The organism is Dactylosporangium sp. CS-033363 (assembly GCF_050942475.1).
In the GTDB taxonomy this organism is placed as follows: domain Bacteria; phylum Actinomycetota; class Actinomycetes; order Mycobacteriales; family Micromonosporaceae; genus Dactylosporangium.
Map to the genome: position 1 here is coordinate 5,926,945 of NZ_CP192032.1, position 15,807 is coordinate 5,942,751.

11 protein-coding genes are annotated in these 15,807 nt (G+C 72.8%); 9 read left to right on the forward strand and 2 right to left on the reverse strand.

Annotated features, from left to right (window positions below; all coding sequences use genetic code 11):
- Positions 1 to 70: 70 nt before the first annotated feature.
- Complete coding sequence (locus ACQPZ4_RS27370; RefSeq protein WP_433041082.1) at positions 71 to 256, forward strand: hypothetical protein; 186 nt, start codon at positions 71 to 73, stop codon at positions 254 to 256.
- A 62-nt stretch (positions 257 to 318) separates the two neighbouring features.
- Here ACQPZ4_RS27370 and ACQPZ4_RS27375 read toward each other — a convergent pair whose 3' ends face one another.
- Positions 319 to 726 (reverse strand): nuclear transport factor 2 family protein, encoded by a 408-nt coding sequence (locus ACQPZ4_RS27375; protein WP_433041084.1) that lies wholly within the window; start codon positions 724 to 726, stop codon positions 319 to 321.
- A 69-nt stretch (positions 727 to 795) separates the two neighbouring features.
- Between ACQPZ4_RS27375 and ACQPZ4_RS27380 the strand changes: the two genes are divergently transcribed.
- Genes ACQPZ4_RS27380 through ACQPZ4_RS27395 form a run of 4 tightly spaced genes read left to right on the forward strand, consistent with a single transcriptional unit; the run spans position 796 to position 3,758 of the window.
- A complete protein-coding gene (locus ACQPZ4_RS27380; RefSeq protein ID WP_433041086.1) occupies positions 796 to 1,128 on the forward strand; it encodes a PadR family transcriptional regulator in 333 nt (110 codons plus the stop codon).
- Positions 1,125 to 2,069, forward strand: coding sequence for a permease prefix domain 1-containing protein (locus tag ACQPZ4_RS27385; RefSeq protein WP_433041089.1), 945 nt, complete (start codon positions 1,125 to 1,127; stop codon positions 2,067 to 2,069). The genes ACQPZ4_RS27380 and ACQPZ4_RS27385 overlap by 4 nt, the downstream gene beginning before the upstream one ends.
- On the forward strand, positions 2,066 to 3,052 hold the full coding sequence (locus ACQPZ4_RS27390) for an NAD(P)-dependent alcohol dehydrogenase (protein WP_433041091.1): 987 nt from the start codon (positions 2,066 to 2,068) through the stop codon (positions 3,050 to 3,052). The genes ACQPZ4_RS27385 and ACQPZ4_RS27390 overlap by 4 nt, the downstream gene beginning before the upstream one ends.
- Positions 3,045 to 3,758, forward strand: a complete 714-nt coding sequence (locus tag ACQPZ4_RS27395; protein WP_433041094.1) for an esterase family protein — start codon at positions 3,045 to 3,047, stop codon at positions 3,756 to 3,758. The genes ACQPZ4_RS27390 and ACQPZ4_RS27395 overlap by 8 nt, the downstream gene beginning before the upstream one ends.
- A 4-nt stretch (positions 3,759 to 3,762) precedes the next feature.
- Here ACQPZ4_RS27395 and ACQPZ4_RS27400 read toward each other — a convergent pair whose 3' ends face one another.
- Positions 3,763 to 4,302, reverse strand: a complete 540-nt coding sequence (locus tag ACQPZ4_RS27400; protein WP_433041097.1) for a DinB family protein — start codon at positions 4,300 to 4,302, stop codon at positions 3,763 to 3,765.
- Between the two features lie 51 nt (positions 4,303 to 4,353).
- Between ACQPZ4_RS27400 and ACQPZ4_RS27405 the strand changes: the two genes are divergently transcribed.
- The 4 genes from ACQPZ4_RS27405 to ACQPZ4_RS27420 all read left to right on the forward strand — a co-directional run bounded on the left by ACQPZ4_RS27405 (position 4,354) and on the right by ACQPZ4_RS27420 (position 15,806).
- Positions 4,354 to 5,160, forward strand: a complete 807-nt coding sequence (locus tag ACQPZ4_RS27405) for a hypothetical protein (RefSeq protein ID WP_433041100.1) — start codon at positions 4,354 to 4,356, stop codon at positions 5,158 to 5,160.
- Positions 5,161 to 5,249: 89 nt separating this feature from the next.
- A complete protein-coding gene (locus ACQPZ4_RS27410) occupies positions 5,250 to 12,707 on the forward strand; it encodes a hypothetical protein (protein ID WP_433041103.1) in 7,458 nt (2,485 codons plus the stop codon).
- Positions 12,704 to 15,034 carry a right-handed parallel beta-helix repeat-containing protein gene (locus ACQPZ4_RS27415; RefSeq protein WP_433041105.1) on the forward strand — a complete coding sequence of 777 codons (2,331 nt, stop codon included), beginning with the start codon at positions 12,704 to 12,706 and terminating at the stop codon, positions 15,032 to 15,034. The genes ACQPZ4_RS27410 and ACQPZ4_RS27415 overlap by 4 nt, the downstream gene beginning before the upstream one ends.
- A complete protein-coding gene (locus tag ACQPZ4_RS27420; RefSeq protein ID WP_433041108.1) occupies positions 15,018 to 15,806 on the forward strand; it encodes a ricin-type beta-trefoil lectin domain protein in 789 nt (262 codons plus the stop codon). The genes ACQPZ4_RS27415 and ACQPZ4_RS27420 overlap by 17 nt, the downstream gene beginning before the upstream one ends.
- The last annotated feature ends 1 nt before the right edge of the window (position 15,807 follow it).

Here is a 15,807-nt window from a genome sequence, read left to right on the forward strand (position 1 = left end):
CGAGGACGAGTTCCGCCACGCGCTGCGGGCGACCGCGCAGTCCGGCCGGGCGCTGGAGGTCAACACCCGGGTGCCGTTGCACACGACGTTGCTGCGCTGGTGGCACGACGAGGGGGGCGATGCGATCACGTTCGGCAGCGACGCCCACCTGCCCTCGGCCGTGGCGCACGGGTTCGCCGACGCCGCGCAAATGGCCGAGGCCCACGGCTTCCGGCCCGGCCGCAGTGCCTTCCACCGCTGGAGCCGGGCCGCCTGAGCACCCCGCGGCAAGCCGGCCGATCAGCCCGGCCGGCTGAGCGCCCTGCGGCAGCCGGCCGATCAGGCCCGGTGCCACGCCTCGGGTGGCGGGACGTGGCCGTCGGTGGCCTGCCAGTAGTCGCGGCTCTCGGTGATGAGCCCGGCGTCGTCGAAGCGGGCGAACGCGCACCCGGCGATGCTCACCTCGGCCCCGTCGCGGTCCCGGACGGTCGCCCAGTACTCGACCCAGGCGCGCTCACCGTCCACGACCGGAGTGTTGAACCAGACGCCGGCCACCGCGGACTCGTCGGCGAACGCGTCGCGCACGTAGGCCAGCACGCCCGCCCGGCCGTGGTGGGGCGCGCGGAACGGCAGCGAGCGGTGCACGCAGTCCGGCGCGTACAGGGCGGCGACCGCCTCGGCGTCATGGGAGCGCCAGGCCGAGACCCAGGTGTCGGCCCAGCGACGGGCGGCGGTACGGGTGTCCACGCATTCAGTATCGCAGACGCAGTGTTGTGCCAGTTGCAATAGTGTGCGTCGCACAGTAATGTTTCACGCATGCCCGACGATGAGTTGCTGGCCGCGCATCTGCAGGAGTTGCGGCGCGGGACGGTGGTCCTGGCGTGTCTGGTCGTGCTCGGGCGGCCGAACTACGGGTACGCGCTGCTCGACCAGCTCGAACGCGGTGGCTTCGCCGTCGATGCGAACACGCTGTACCCGCTGCTGCGCCGGCTCGAGAAGCAGGGGCTGCTCACCAGCGACTGGAACACCGAGGAGTCCCGGCCCCGCAAGTTCTACCGCACCAGCGCGCAGGGCGCCGCGCTCGCCGAGGCGCTGCGTGACGACTGGAGCGCCCTCGACCGCGCCTTCCACGCGCTGGACGAGCGATGACCGCCCCGCTCACGCTCACCGACCGCTACATCGACGCGGCGCTGCGACGGCTGCCCGAGCACCAGCGCCCCGACCTCGAGCAGGAGCTGCGCACCTCGATCGCCGACGCCGTCGACGCTCGCGTCGAGCGCGGCACCGAGTTCGCCGAGGCCGAGCGGGCCGTGCTCACCGAGCTCGGCGATCCTGCCCGGCTCGCCGCCGGGTACGCCGACCGGCCGTTGCACCTGATCGGGCCGCAGCTCTACCTGGAGTACACCCGGCTGCTCACCACGCTGCTGGCCGTCGTCGTGCCCGCCGTGGCGGGTTTCGTCGGCCTGCTGCGCACGCTGTCGGGCGAGTCGACGGCGTGGGAGATCGCGCTCGCGACGGGCGGGGCGGTGGTCACCACGGCGGTACACGTGGCGTTCTGGACGACGTTGCTGTTCGTCCTGCTGGAGCGGGCCGGATCGCGCGGCCGCGCCTGGACGCCGGCGGCACTGCCCGAAGAGCCTCCAAAGCGGCTACGGTACTTCGAGCTGACGGCCGAAACCCTCCTGCTCGTCGTGATCTCGGCGTTCATCCTGCTCTCCCCGTACGTCAGCCCGCAGTCCACTGCGGACGGTGCGCCGATCGGCCTGTTCGCGCCGTGGCTGTGGAAGACCGGCGTGGTCTACCTGTTCATCGCGCTGGCGGGCGCGAACCTCGCGGCGTCCTTCGCGAAGTACCACATCCGCTGGAGCGTGCCGCGAGCGCTGGCCGGCTCCCTGGTCGGCGTCGCGGGCGCCCTGGTGCTGGTCTGGCTGGCGGCCCGCGACCGCCTCGTCAACCCCGACTTCGCCGCCGCGGCCGGGTGGGGCGCCGGCGTGACCCGATGGATCAACCTGGGCCTCGTGATCGCCGGCACCCTGTCCGTGCTCAGCGCGGTCCTCGAGCACCTCAACCTCGCGAGGAGACGCTCATGAAAGCCATGACCCAGCATCGGTACGGTGACGCGAGCGCCCTGCACTACGCCGACGTCGACCGCCCGGAGCCCAGCGCCGGCGAGGTGCTCGTCAAGGTGGCGGCCGCCGCCCTCAACCACGCCGACCGCGTCGACGTGCACGGCCTGCCCGCCATCGCCCGGCTGGCCTTCGGCGTCCGCCGCCCCCGCCGGCCGATCCCGGGCCGGGCCGTCGCCGGCACGGTCGAGGCCGTCGGCGCGAACGTGCACGCCTGGACACCGGGCGCCGCGGTACTGTGCGAGACGAGCAAGGGCGGGTTCGCCGAGTACGCGACGGTGCCGGCGAACCGCCTCGCCGCCAAGCCGGACGGCGTCACGTTCGAGCAGGCGGCGACGCTCCCGGTGGCCGCGACGACCGCCCTGCAGGCCGTCCGCCTGGCCGGCCTGGAGCGCCGCCCCGGCCTGTCGCTGCTGGTCAACGGCGCATCCGGCGGCGTCGGCACGTTCGCCGTGCAACTCGGGCGGCTGTTCGGTGCGCGCGTGACCGCGGTGTGCAGTGCGCGCAACGCCGAACGCGCACTCGCGCACGGCGCGACGACCGTCATCGACTACACCCGCGAGAACGTCACCCGCGGCCCGGAGCGCTACGACGCCATCATCGACCTCGCCGGCGGTCACCCGACCGGGGCGATGCGCCGCCTCCTGCGCGCCAACGGCGTGTACATCGCCTCGTACGGCGCCGGCGGCCGCATCCTCGGCCCGCTCCCCCGCCTGCTCCCCCTGGCCGCGAGCTCCGCCACCCACGGTGGCCGGCTCAAGCTCCTGGTGGCCAGGCCCGACCCCGCCGACCTGGTCACCCTGGCCGCGATGGTCGCCGACGGCCGGCTCACCCCGCACATCGAGCGCGTCTTCCCCCTCAGCGCCACCGCCGACGCCCTGCACCGGCTCGAAACCGAACACGCCCGCGGCAAGACCGTCATCGCCGTATGGTCACCGGATGCGTGAAGTACAGCTGTCCGCGGGGCGGATCGTGCAGTACGGGCACTGGGGCCGCCCCGTGCTCGTGTTCCCGTCCGAGGGCGGCGACGCCCACGAGTACGCCGAGCGCGGCATGGTGCACGCCCTCACCCCGCTGATCGAGGCCGGGCGGATCAAGGTGTACTGCGTCGACTCCCGCGACGCCGGCTCGTGGTCCGCCCGCCACCTCCCCCTCGAGGAGCGGGCGCGGCACCACGAGCGGTTCGAGGCCTGGATCGTCGGCGAGGTCGTCCCGTTCGTGCACGACGACACCGGCCCGGACATCATCGCGACCGGCTCGTCGCTCGGCGCGTACCACGCCCTGAACCTCGCCCTGCGCCACGCCCACCTGTTCCCGCAGGCGATCTGCCTGTCCGGCAACTACGACGCCGGCTCGTGGGCGGCGTGGGGCGAGCGCGGCGACGCGACGTACTTCAACAACCCGGCCGACTACGTCCCCGGCCTGCACGGCGCCCACCTCGACTGGCTGCGCTCCCGGCTGTCGCTGGTCCTGGTGTGCGGCCAGGGCCAGTGGGAGGACACCACCGGGTCGCTGGAGCAGACCCGCCGGATGGCCGCGATGCTGCACGACAAGGCGATCCCGTGCGAGCTCGACGTGTGGGGCCCGCAGTGGCCGCACGACTGGCCGTCATGGCAGGCGCAGATCGCCAAGCACCTGCCCCGCTTCTGCTGAAAGCTCAGCCGGTGTACCCGCGGTCGCCGGGCATGGCCCGCACCCTGACCCCGCCGGCGGTGAGGAACTGCCGGATCTGGGCGGCGTGCTCCACGACGTGCAGCGGCAGGCTCCCGACCAGAACCCCGAAGAGCATGCCATGGTACCGGTGGGAGCTTGGCAGTTCCCGAGCCGCCAGTTCCTCGGTGAGCCCGTCGAGGGACTGGCGCGCGCGGTCGCGGCAGCACTGGACGTACCGGAGAAGCTCTGGCTTGGAAAAGGCGCGGTTGGGAAAGCCCCAGGTGTTGTCGTCAAACGGCGGCGGGGGCGCCCACGGCTCGAACTCGCCGGCCAGGTCGTAGTCGAGCGTGCTGAGCGCGTGATAGCCGAGGAACCAGGGCGCCGAGCCGTGCAGTCCCCCGTGCGGCGCGGGCGCGGTGGGCGCCTCGTCCGGCCACAGGTCGACCTCCCACAGCTCGTCGGGGCAGTCGTGGAGGCCGGCCTCCATCAGCCGCAGCGCCTGCTCGAAGTTCTGGGCCATGCTCTGCACGAACACATTCGACACACTGCCGGTATACCGCACGGCGGCACGGGTGGCATGTGCTGGACTGGCGGCATGCAGATGCGTCCCGTGGAGTTGGCGGCGATCCGGGCCGGCGAGGTCGACCTGGCGTTCCGGCGGTGGGACCGGCCGCGGGTCAAGGTCGGCACCCGGATGCGGACCGCCGTCGGGCTCGTCGAGATCACCTCCGTCGACCGGGTGGCGCCGAGTTCGCTGACCGCCAAGGACGCGCGCCGGGCCGGAGCGGGGTCCCTCGCAAAGCTCCGGGAAGGGCTGGACCGGGTGCACGCCGAGCGGCCGGTGTACCGGATCGGGCTGCGGTACGCGGGCGACGACCCCCGGCTCGCGCTGCGCGAGGCGGTGCCGGACGCGGCGGAGATCGAGACGCTCGTCGCCTGGCTCGACCGGCTCGACCACGCCTCGCCGACCGGGCCGTGGACCCGGGCGACGCTGCTGCTCATCGACGCGCAGCCGGCCCGGCGGGCGCCCGACCTCGCCGAACAGGTGGGGCGGGACACCGCGTCGTTCAAGATCAATGTGCGCAAGCTCAAGGAGCGCGGGCTGACCGAGTCGCTCGACATCGGGTACCGGCTCTCGCCGCGGGGCGCCGCCGTGCTCGACCACGAGGGGCATCCGCGGGCGAGCGCCGGGCGGCCCGAGCCGGAGCCGGGCATCCCGCTGCCGCGGATCGGGGCGGCCGCGAACCGGGCGCTGACCGCGCACGGGGTGGTCCGGCTCGAACAGGTCGCCGGGCTCACCGAGGCCGACCTGCTCGCCCTGCACGGGGTCGGGCCCTACGCCGTCCGGCAGCTGCGGGCGGCACTGGAGGCGGCCGGGCTGGCGTTCCGTCACGGCGCGTGAACGCAGGACGCAGGTGAACCGGACAGGGGCCTCGATCGTGGACGTGCTGAGGCCGGACAACCCGGGGCACATGCGAAGGAGGCGAGGCCGTGGCTCGCCCGACCGACTGGGACAAGGTCGGCCTCGGATCGGACCCGACGCCGGGGGACCCGGGGCGGATCGACGAGGTCATCGCGTCCATCCGTGAGCTGGGGCAGGTCGCCCGGGACGTGGACGACGGGCTCGCCGGGGTGCTGGAGACCGCCGGGCCGAACGCGTTCGTGGGGCAGACCGCCGACGCGCTGCGGGAGAAGATCTCGGATCGGCTGCGCGGGTTCGTGCAGAGCCTCGCCGAGGCGTTCGAGTGGTCGGTCACCGCGCTCACGACCTACAACACGACGCTGCGGGATCAGCAGTGGCGGGCCGACAACGCGCTGAACCAGGGCCGCGGGATGGCCGAGGACGACCCGGCGCGGCAGAGCCTGACCGACACCGCCAAGAACGCGGGCACCGCCGTGTCCGATGCCGCCGGTACCGCATCCAGCAGGATCGTCGAGGCGTACGAGCACATCAAGCAGCCCATCTCCGGCTGCGAGGAGTTCTGGGAGATCTTCAAGTGGATCGCGATCGCGCTGATCCTGCCCGCACTCGTGTTCGGCGGACCGATCGCCCTGGTCGCGCTCGGCGTCAACATGGTGCTGTTCATCAAGACGGCGGTCGACTTCGCCCAGGGCAAGGCCTCGGCGCTCGAGTTCTTCCTCTCGGCGCTGGGCATCCTCGCGCCGACGACCCGCGCGGTGCCGATCTTCCAGCTGATCAAGACCGGGGCGCAGCTGGCCTGGAACGGGCTCAAGGCCGGCGCGTTCGCGGTGTTCAAGTTCTTCGGCAACACCTTCAAGGGGATCGTCTCCCACCCGTTCGTGCTGTTCCCGGGCCTGCACGACATGGTCGCGCTCAGCGGCAGCTGGGTGAAGGGCGCCGGGCTGTGGGTGCAGGCCGGCATCAAGGACCTGCCGTCGTTCATGGCGACCACCCTGAGCAAGGGCGGCCTGTTCGTCGTCAACGGCGTCAAGGGCATCGGCAACGTCGTCGCCGCCACGCCGAGCTTCCTGGCCAAGATCGGCAGCTCGACCTGGGCGTTCCTGGGCCGCGAGTTCGGCGGGAACCGGTGGCTGCGGCTGTTCCTGCCGGCCGAGGCCGACGAACTGCACCTGGGCGTCTGGCAGGCGACCAAGCTCGCGGTCTGGGACCGCGGCGTGCTCGGCAAGCACATCTTCGGCCTGCCCAAGCCGCACCCGGTGCTGCCGGAGCGCGGCGTCGACATCCCGTCGATCAAGTTCGCGGAGATGCGGGCCGGGGATCTGGCGGTACCGCCGCGGCTGCAGTTGCCGAAGATCACGGACTTCGGCGGCCTCGGGCACCTCGGGCAGCACTTCACCCCGCCGACGATGCACATCCCGACCACGTTCGGCGACTCGCTGCACTTCAGCGGCGATGCGGTGCGCAACCTCGACGCGCTGCTGCTCTCGCCGATGGACACGATCTCGAAGGTGCGCATCGAGGCGTGGGCGGAGCGGGCCGTCAATCCTGTCCTGACCAACGTGGACCACATCACGGGCATCAGTTCCGCGGTACACCTCCAGCCCCCGACCGTCGCGCACCTCGCCGGCGGGACGGGCTTCTCCAGTACCGTCCACGCGCTCGACCTGCCCAATCTGCACATGCCGCCGATGGCCAACGGCGTGAACCACCTCAACACGCTGCACGCCCTGGACCTGCCGAACGTCCACGTGCCCGCCGCGACCAACGGCGCGATCGGCGCGCACGCGGTGACCATGCCGAGCGTGCATCTGGACACGCCGGCGCTGGGCAACGTCGGCTCGCTGCACGTGGGCGCGGTCCCGCCGGCGCCGGTGCACGCCATCGACGCGATCGGGTCGGCCGCCGTCACGCCACCCGCGTTGCATCTCATGAACGGGATGCCGACCTCGGCGCTCAACGGGGCCGGGGCGCGGATCGCCGACCACACCAGCCTGGCCATCAACGCGCAGCACGTCTCCATGGACCTCGGTACGATCGGCCGGCACCTCGACACGCCCGCCGTGCACGTCGAGGCGCCCGCGGTCAACGCAATCGTGACGCCGCCGCCGGTCGCCAGCATCGCGTCGACCGCTCCCCCGGCCCCCGTGGCGCCGATCGCGTCCATCGCCCCGCCGGCCCCCGTCTCGCACGTCGGGGCGGTGACGCCGCCGGCGTCGGTGAACCACATCGCGACCACGGCGCCGCCGCCGGTCACGCACCTGGTCCAGACCCCGCCGGCGATCATGCACAGCGACATCGCGGCGCACGTGGCGGTGACGCCGCCGGCCGTGCACGCGAACCCGACGCCGGTCAGCGCGATCCAGACGCCGCCCGCCATCGCGCACACGGACATCACCGCGCACGTCGGGGCCACGCCGCCGGCGGTGCACGTCAACCTGCACCCGATCGAGCGCACGCCCACCATCGGCGCCGGCCACATCGAGACGGTCGCCCACCCGGCGCCGTCCCACCCGGCCGCCATCCACGCGATCGACACGCCGACCTTCAGCGCGGGCACCGTGCCCACCATCCACACCGGCAACGTGCCGACCGTCCACACGGGATCGGTCCCGACCGTCCACACCGGATCCATCAACGCGGTCCACACCGGCGACTTCAGTCCCGCGCACATGGCCGGGGCGCCGAAGGTGGACGAGCTCGTCGTCACCGCGCCCGGGGCGGCGATGCCGAAGACGGTCGACCGTACGCCGCCGACCGTCAACCCGGCCCACAACGCCGGCGCCGACGTCCACGCCGGGGCCGGCCCGCTCGACCCGATCAGCGCGACCGCCGTCGTCGGCCTGGTGCAGACCCAGCTCGCCGGGGCCGGGCGCCTGGCCAGGGCCGAGACCGGGCTCGACAACGCCATCCACGCCGCCGGCAGCCCCGGCAAGGCGGTCAGCCTCCCGGGCAGCGGCCTCGAGGCGGCCTGGCGGCGCGACAGCGACCGGATCGGCGAGCTGTTCGGCGGCGCCGACGACCCGCTGCGCAGCAAGAAGATCGAGACGTGGGCGCAGTACACGCGGGCGCGCCACGAGCTCGGCCGGATCGAGCAGGCCTGGAACGACCTCATGGACCGCCCCGGCGGCTCGTCGAAGGGTCCGACGGCGGTCGAGGTGCGGGCGGAACGCACGTACGCGGCGGCCATCACCCGGGTCGACCGGATCGTGCGGGACCTGAAGACCCTGGGCGTCGACCCGGTGACGATGGACCTGCGCATCGCCGAGCTCACCGCCGAGTCGGTCAAGGCCCGGCCCCGGCTGCTCGGCGGCGGCCAGCCGTTCTCCAAGCCGGTCCCGGAGGCGTTCGACCCGCACGTCCCGCTGCGAAACGCCGACGGTTCGGCCTCCGACCTGCGGGTCGAGATCCAGCTGACGCACGGCACCGAGTCGTTCCGGGTCGTCGACGCGCTCGACGCGCCGATCCCGCACTTCCAGGCCACGGCCCACGGCGACATGGGCTTCCAGATCACGGACCTCCGCACGGCCGGGGATTTCCGCCGGTACGACGATGCCGGCAATCTGCTCGCGACCGGCCGCCCGATCCAGGGGCACCCCGGCTGGTCCCATGTCGACCCGGCGGGCGGCCAGCCACACCTGGAGGTTCCGGCCGGCTACCAGGCGAATCCCCACGCCGCTGGATTCCAGGTCGACAACCTCAACAACGCCGGGCATTTCGAACGCTTCGACGTCAACGGCACCCTCACCCACACCGGCCGCCCGATCCAGAACCACCCCGGCTGGTCCCACGTCGACCAGGCCGGTGGCCAGCCCCACCTGGAGGTCCCCGCCGGCTACCAGGCGAATCCCCACGCCGCTGGATTCCAGGTCGACAACCTCAACAACGCCGGGCATTTCGAACGCTTCGACGTCAACGGCACCCTCACCCACACCGGCCGCCCGATCCAGAACCACCCCGGCTGGTCCCACGTCGACCAGGCCGGTGGCCAGCCCCACCTCGAAGTCCCGGCCGGCTACCAGGCGAATCCCCACGCCGCTGGATTCCAGGTCGACAACCTCAACAACGCCGGGCATTTCGAACGCTTCGACGTCAACGGCACCCTCACCCACACCGGCCGGCCAGTCCAAGGCCACAACGGCTGGTCCCACGTCACACCCACCGGCGGCGGCCAGCCGCACCTGGAGGTCCCCGGCGGCTACCAGGCCAATCCCCACGCCGGTGGATTCCAGGTCGACAACCTCAACAACGCCGGGCATTTCGAACGCTTCGACGTCAACGGCACGCTCACCCACACCGGCCGCCCGATCCAGAACCACCCCGGCTGGTCCCACCTCACCCCGACCGGCGGCGGGCAGCCACACCTGGAGGTCCCCGGCGGCTTCCAATCCAACGCCCACGCGGGCGGAGGGTTCCAGGTCGACGACCTCACCAACGCCGCGCACTTCGAGCGGTTCGACGTCAACGGCACGCTCACCCACACCGGAGTTCGCGCCGACGGGCTCACCGGGGCCGTCGAGCACAACCTGGTCCAGCCCGCCGGCGGGGCCTGGCACGCCGAGGACCTCGCGACCGGGGCGCAGATCCCGCACCTCAACGTCCAGCGCCTCGGCAACAACGACTTCCGGGTCACCGACACGCGCGGGCTGCACAACGGCGAGTACAAGGTGCACACCCCCGACGGCGCGGTCCGCTCGCAGGCGTTCAACGTGATCCGCGACGGCGCGCCGACCACCCGGCAGTTCGTCGTCGACGTGCCGGGCGGGTCGTGGCGGTTGCATGACGGCGGCGCCGCGGTACCGAATCCGGGCCCCTTCCAGCGCGGCTCCGCGGACCTCACCGGGGCCGGGAACGGGCAGATCAAGCTGCTCACCGACACCAAGGCGGAAATGTTCAACCGGCGGGTCGTGCCCGGCACCACCCAGACCCTCGACGTGTTCCGGACCGTCGGCCACGACCTGCGCGGCGGGCAGCGTCCACAGTGGGCGAAGTTCGACCAGAACGGGGTGCTGCTCGACCACGGCATCCGGCGCTTCGACAACTCCGCGGTCCAGTGGCGCGACATCAGCCACACCGGCGCCCCGAAGCACACCATCCGCACGTCGCTCGGCGGTGGCGAGGTCATCGCCACCCGCGACGCGCTCGGGCAGTGGACCTGGACGCGGCTCGACCCCAACGGCGCGCCGCTGGGCAACGGCACCCGCACCCTCGACCTCGACGGCGGCTGGACCGACACGGTGGCGGGCGGCGGCATCGCCCAGCGCCAGTTCGGCAAGTGGCACGGACCGGACAACGCCGGGATGTACAAGGAGTACGACCTCGGGAACGGCACGTGGAAGTCGCAGTCGCCGCACGGCAAGGACGCCGGGAAGCTGCAGAACCTGCCCGGCGGCGGCACCCTGGAGACCGCCCGCTGGTCCGAGCAGCGCCCGCCGCAGTGGGTACGCCGGTTCGTGACCGGGGTGCCGGACGCGGTGTTCGGCGCGCACGGCAACCAGTTCCTGCGCACCGACACGAAGTTCCAGCTGTTCACGTGGACGAAGGTGGACGCCGCCGGGGTGCGCACCGACGGGTTCCGGTTCGTGTCGATGAACGAGGCCGTGTACGACGTGGCGCGGGACGGGCGCTTCGTGCGGTACCAAGGGAAACTGGAACACGGCAACGCGCTCAGCGTCGGGCATGACCTGCACGCACCCCCGCCGGGCGCGCACGTGCCGTGGTCGGAGGGGCCGGGCAACCTCAGCGGCACCCGGGTGTTCTTCGGCCGGGGCGCGCACGCCGACGGGCGGGTGTGGGAGGACCAGTTCATCGACGCCGGCAACGTGCGGGTGGCCCGGGCCGGGTTCGCCGACGGGTCGGTGCGCGAGTTCCAGCGCCCGCCGGCGGTCGGCAACGCCACCGGGGCGCAGGCGTCCCGGCTCGACGCGTTCGAGGCGCCGAACCGGCCGTGGGTGCAGCGCAACATCCACGGCGAGATCGTCGGGCGCTCCGACGACTTCCCGGCGATGGCGCCCGGCGGCGGCCCGGACGTGCACGTCCAGGCGACCGGCGGGGCCACGACGCGCAAGTGGACCTGGAACGACGGCACGAACTCCGGTACCCGCGACTGGGGCCGCAACTTCAACGGCCCGCACGCCACGTTCGACGACAGCTTCCGGGACTTCCAGCGCATCAACGGCGTCGACCAGCTCGTGCGGGAGCGGCGGATGGTCGACGGCGGGTCCTATGTGGACGCGTGGCGGGTCGACAACGCGGCCGGCGGGCACACCTGGGAGTGGCGGCGGGTCGACAGGCACGGCAACGTCACCGCCCCGGGCGGCGCGACCCGCGAGTGGTGGAACGGCAACGCGTGGCAGGCGCAGTGGACACCGGGCGCGGTTCGCTTCCGCGACCTGACGCCGTCGGCCGCCGGGCCGGTGCTGACCCGGGAGGTGCCCGCCGGCGACATCGCCCGGGTTCGCGAGTTCCGCGGCGGCGACCGGGGCGTGTGGAAAGAGTTCGACATGGGCGCCGTGGTCCGGGAGCGCAAGCCGCTGCCCGGGGTCGGCTTCCTGGAGACCGACGCGTGGCGCGGGCAGTGGCGGCAGTACGACAACCTGGGCAACATCGTCGCCGGCCGCGACGACGCGGGCTGGGTGCACGTGCCGGGCGTCGGGCGGGGCATGGACCTGGCCGGGCGGGAGCTGGACTACCGCGGCTGGGCGTCGGAGATCCGCGGCTGGAACCGGCGCATCCGGGAGAGCAACCGGATGGCCTGGGGCGGCGAGCTGCACGTCGGCAATCTCAACGAGGCGCTGTACAAACCGTACTGGCAGCACGCCCTGCAGAAGATCGCGCTGGAGTTCGCGCAGGAGTTCCTGCTGGAGTTCACGGCGAACCTCATCGTCAACGCGATCGTCGACGCCATCGCCGGCAAGCAGTTCAACGGCCAGGACGCGCTCAAGGCGTTCGCGAACGCGGCGGTCGGCTCGGCGGTGAAGAGCGCGGTCGGCTCGCTGATGCACGAGAACCGGTTCGGGCCGCTGCAGCGCACCGCGGACTTCAAGGCGGGCCTGGGCAACATCGACGGCGGCAAGTCCTGGTTCCGCAAGCCGATCAACCACGACAAGCACTGGAGCAACGAGTGGGCCGGCAACGAGACGGCGACCCGCTGGCGCGGCGGCACCTATGACTTCGCGTTCAACGTCCCGGTCGCCGGGCTCACCGGCTTCGTCAACGGCGCGATGAACGCCTCGGTGTTCGGCATCACCAACGCCAACGGCGACACCATCTACCTGTCGGGCGGGGCGGCGGCGTTCGACGGGCTGCTCGCGGCCGCGTCCGGCGTGACCGGCGCGGTGACCACAACAATCGGCAAGACGCTGTTCAACTCCGGCCTGGGCGGGCGGGCGTTCCACCGCCAGGGCCTGGCCGAGTTCGGGTTCCAGCTGCCGTGGAAGGTCGTCGAGAAGGTCGTCACCTCGGAGCTGCTCAAGGCGTTCCGGGCCAGCGACAACCCGTGGTACTACCAACCCGGAGGCTGGGCATGACCGTCCATCTCGTGGCTCCCGGCCGCCGCGGCGCGCACCGCGACCTGGCCACGGCGCTCAAGGCGGCCGCGCCGGGCGACACGGTCGTCGTGGCCCCGGGCCGGTACGCGGAGTCGCTGCGCCTGGACAAGCCGGTCACGCTCCAGCCGGAGGCGGGCACCGGGAGCGTCGAGCTCACGCCGCCGGGGGCGGAGCCCGTGCTGACGGTGACGGCCGACTGCGTGGTGCACGGCTTCACGATCCATGGCACCAGTCCGGCGCAGGTCCTGGTGTCCACAGTGGATGGCGGCGGTCTCGCATTGCATGACGTGTCAATCAAGTGCGGCCGCGTCGAGGCCCGCGACGGTGCCGCCCTGCTGCTGCAGGACTGCGCCATCGAAGGGGCCAAGGGCGCCGCCCTGCACGTGGCCGGCCCCGCCCGCGCCGAGGCCACCGACGTGCGCATCGGCGACGGGGCCGGCGTGGTGGTGTCCGGCGACGCCCAGTTCTCCGCCACCCGCCTGCGCCTGTTCGCCACCGAGGGCTCCGCAATCCGCCTGCGCGGCACGGCCCGCCTCGCCCTGACCGACTGCCGCATCGACCGCGCCGGGCGCACCGGCCTGCTGCTCGAGGACGCCGCCACCGCCCTGGCCGACCAGAGCAGCATCGCCGAGGCGGGGACTGCCGCGGTACAGGTGAATGGCGCTTCAAGGGCGAAGCTGACGGAGTGCCGGATCACCGGACCGGGCGCCAGCGGCCTGGTCGTGGCCGACGACGGCGAGCTCGTCGCCGAGGACTGCACCGTCCGCGACGCCGGCGCCAACGCGCTGCTCGTCACCGGCGCGGCCAAGGCGCTGCTCACCGGCTGCCACCTGGTCGGCTCGGCGTTCGGCGCGGTGCACGGGGCCGGCACCGCGGTCCTGAGACTGGAGCGCTGCCGGGTGCTGCGCGGCGCCGAGCACGGCGTGCACGCGGCCGACGACGCCGCCGTCGAGCTGTCCGGCTGCGACCTGTCCGACCTGGCCCTCAGCGGCGTGCACGCCACCGGCCAGGCGCGACTGTCCGCACGGGACTGCCGCGTCGACGGCGCCGACATCGGGGTGCAGCTCGCCTCGGCCGCGGCGGCGACCGTCACCAACTGCACCGTAGTACGTCCAACAAAGGTTGGATTCGAGGTCACCGGCACCGGCGCGGTCGCCCTGGCCGACGTCGCCGTCCGGGACGCGGGCGCGGCCGGGATCGTCGTGCAGAGCGCGGCCGACGTGCGCATCGACGGCGCCACGGTGACCGGCGGCGGCGGCTCCGGCCTGGTCGTGTGGACGGGCGCGAAGCCGGTCGTGTCGGGGCTGCGGGTGCACGGGGTGGCCAAGAACGGGGTCTTCGTCGCCGACGACGCCGCGGCCACCATCGACGACTATCGCATCACCGAGCCGGGGTTCACCGCGGTCCACGTCGGCGAACGCGCGACACTGGCTGAAAAAGCGGCCGTTGTACCGCATGATGCTCCGACCCCGGACGAGGAGAGCCTCGACGACCTGCTCGGCGAGCTCGGCGTCCTCGTCGGCCTCGACCGCGTGAAGCGTGACGTGCACACCCTCGTGAAGCTCATGCAGACGGTCAGGATGCGCCAGGAGGCCGGGCTGCCCGCGCCGCCGCTGAGCCGCCACCTCGTCTTCGCCGGCAACCCCGGCACCGGCAAGACCACCGTGGCCCGGCTCTACGGCCGGCTGCTCAAGGCGCTCGGCCTGCTGCGCCGCGGGCACCTCGTCGAGGTCGACCGGTCCGCGCTCGTCGGCGAGTACGTCGGGCACACCGGCCCGAAGACCGCCGCCGCCGTCACCAAGGCCCTCGGCGGCGTGCTGTTCATCGACGAGGCGTACTCCCTCGTGCCCCGCTTCGGCGACGACTTCGGCCACGAGGCGATCGCGACGCTGGTGAAGATGATGGAGGACCACCGCGACGACGTGGTGGTCATCGTGGCCGGGTACCCCGACGAGATGGCCCGGTTCGTCGGCGCCAACCCGGGCCTCGCCTCCCGCTTCACCCGCACCCTGCACTTCGACGACTACGACACCGCCCAGCTGGTGGCGATCGTCGAGCACCAGGCCGGCGAGCACCGCTACGAGCTCACCGGGCCCGCCACGGCCGGCCTGTCCGCGTACTTCGACGCCCTGGAGCGCGGCGAGGGGTTCGGCAACGGCCGCCTCGCCCGCCAGGTGTTCCAGGAGCTGACCGAGCGGCAGGCGCAGCGCGTCGCCGAGCTCGACGGCGCCGGCCCCGACGACCTCGTGCTGCTGCTGCCCGAGGACCTGCCTTCTGTGAGGAGCGACCGTGCCCCAGTCCGATGACACCTTCGCCGCCGCGTACGCGCGCAAACCGGCGACCGCGGCGCGCGGGCTGCTGCCGGACCGCCGCGTGTGGATCGCCGCCGGCGGGCTGGCCGTGCTGGCGGTGCTGGTGGCGGTACCGCTTTCGTGGAGCCGCCCCGCCGATCGGCCTCAGGTGGCCGAGCCGCCGCAGTACGCCTTCCCCGCCGCGGTCACCCAGGCGGTGCCGTCGCCGAGCGCGACCACCGCCGTCCCGACGTCACCCGCCCCGGGCAAGTCGGCCACCCCGACCGCCGCCAAGCCTCCGGCCAAGACCGGCGGTGCGGGCGCTCCGGCGACGACGAAGGCCGCCCCGACCACCGTCGGCGCCCAGGGCCAGAAGCCGCCGCCGGCCACCACGAACGCCCCCACCATCCCGGGCCGCGCCATCGTCGGCGTCCAGTCGGGCCTGTGCCTGAGCGCGAACGCCGGCAAGGACGGCAGCGCCCTGACGATCGCCCGCTGCGACGGCTCCGCGGTGCAGCACTGGGAGCAGCTCGGCGACGGCACGATCCGCACCGTGTCCCTGTGCATGGACGCCGCCTGGGCCTCGACCGACGACTACACCCAGATCCAGGTCGCCGGGTGCAGCGGCAACCAGGCCCAGCAGTGGCGCCTCAACGGCTCCAACGACCTGGTGGGCAAACAATCCAACAAGTGCGCCGACGTCTTCGGCGAGAAGACCGCACCGGGCAGCGCCATCAAGCTGTGGCCGTGCAACGGCAAGAACAACCAGAAGTGGTACTGGAAGTGAC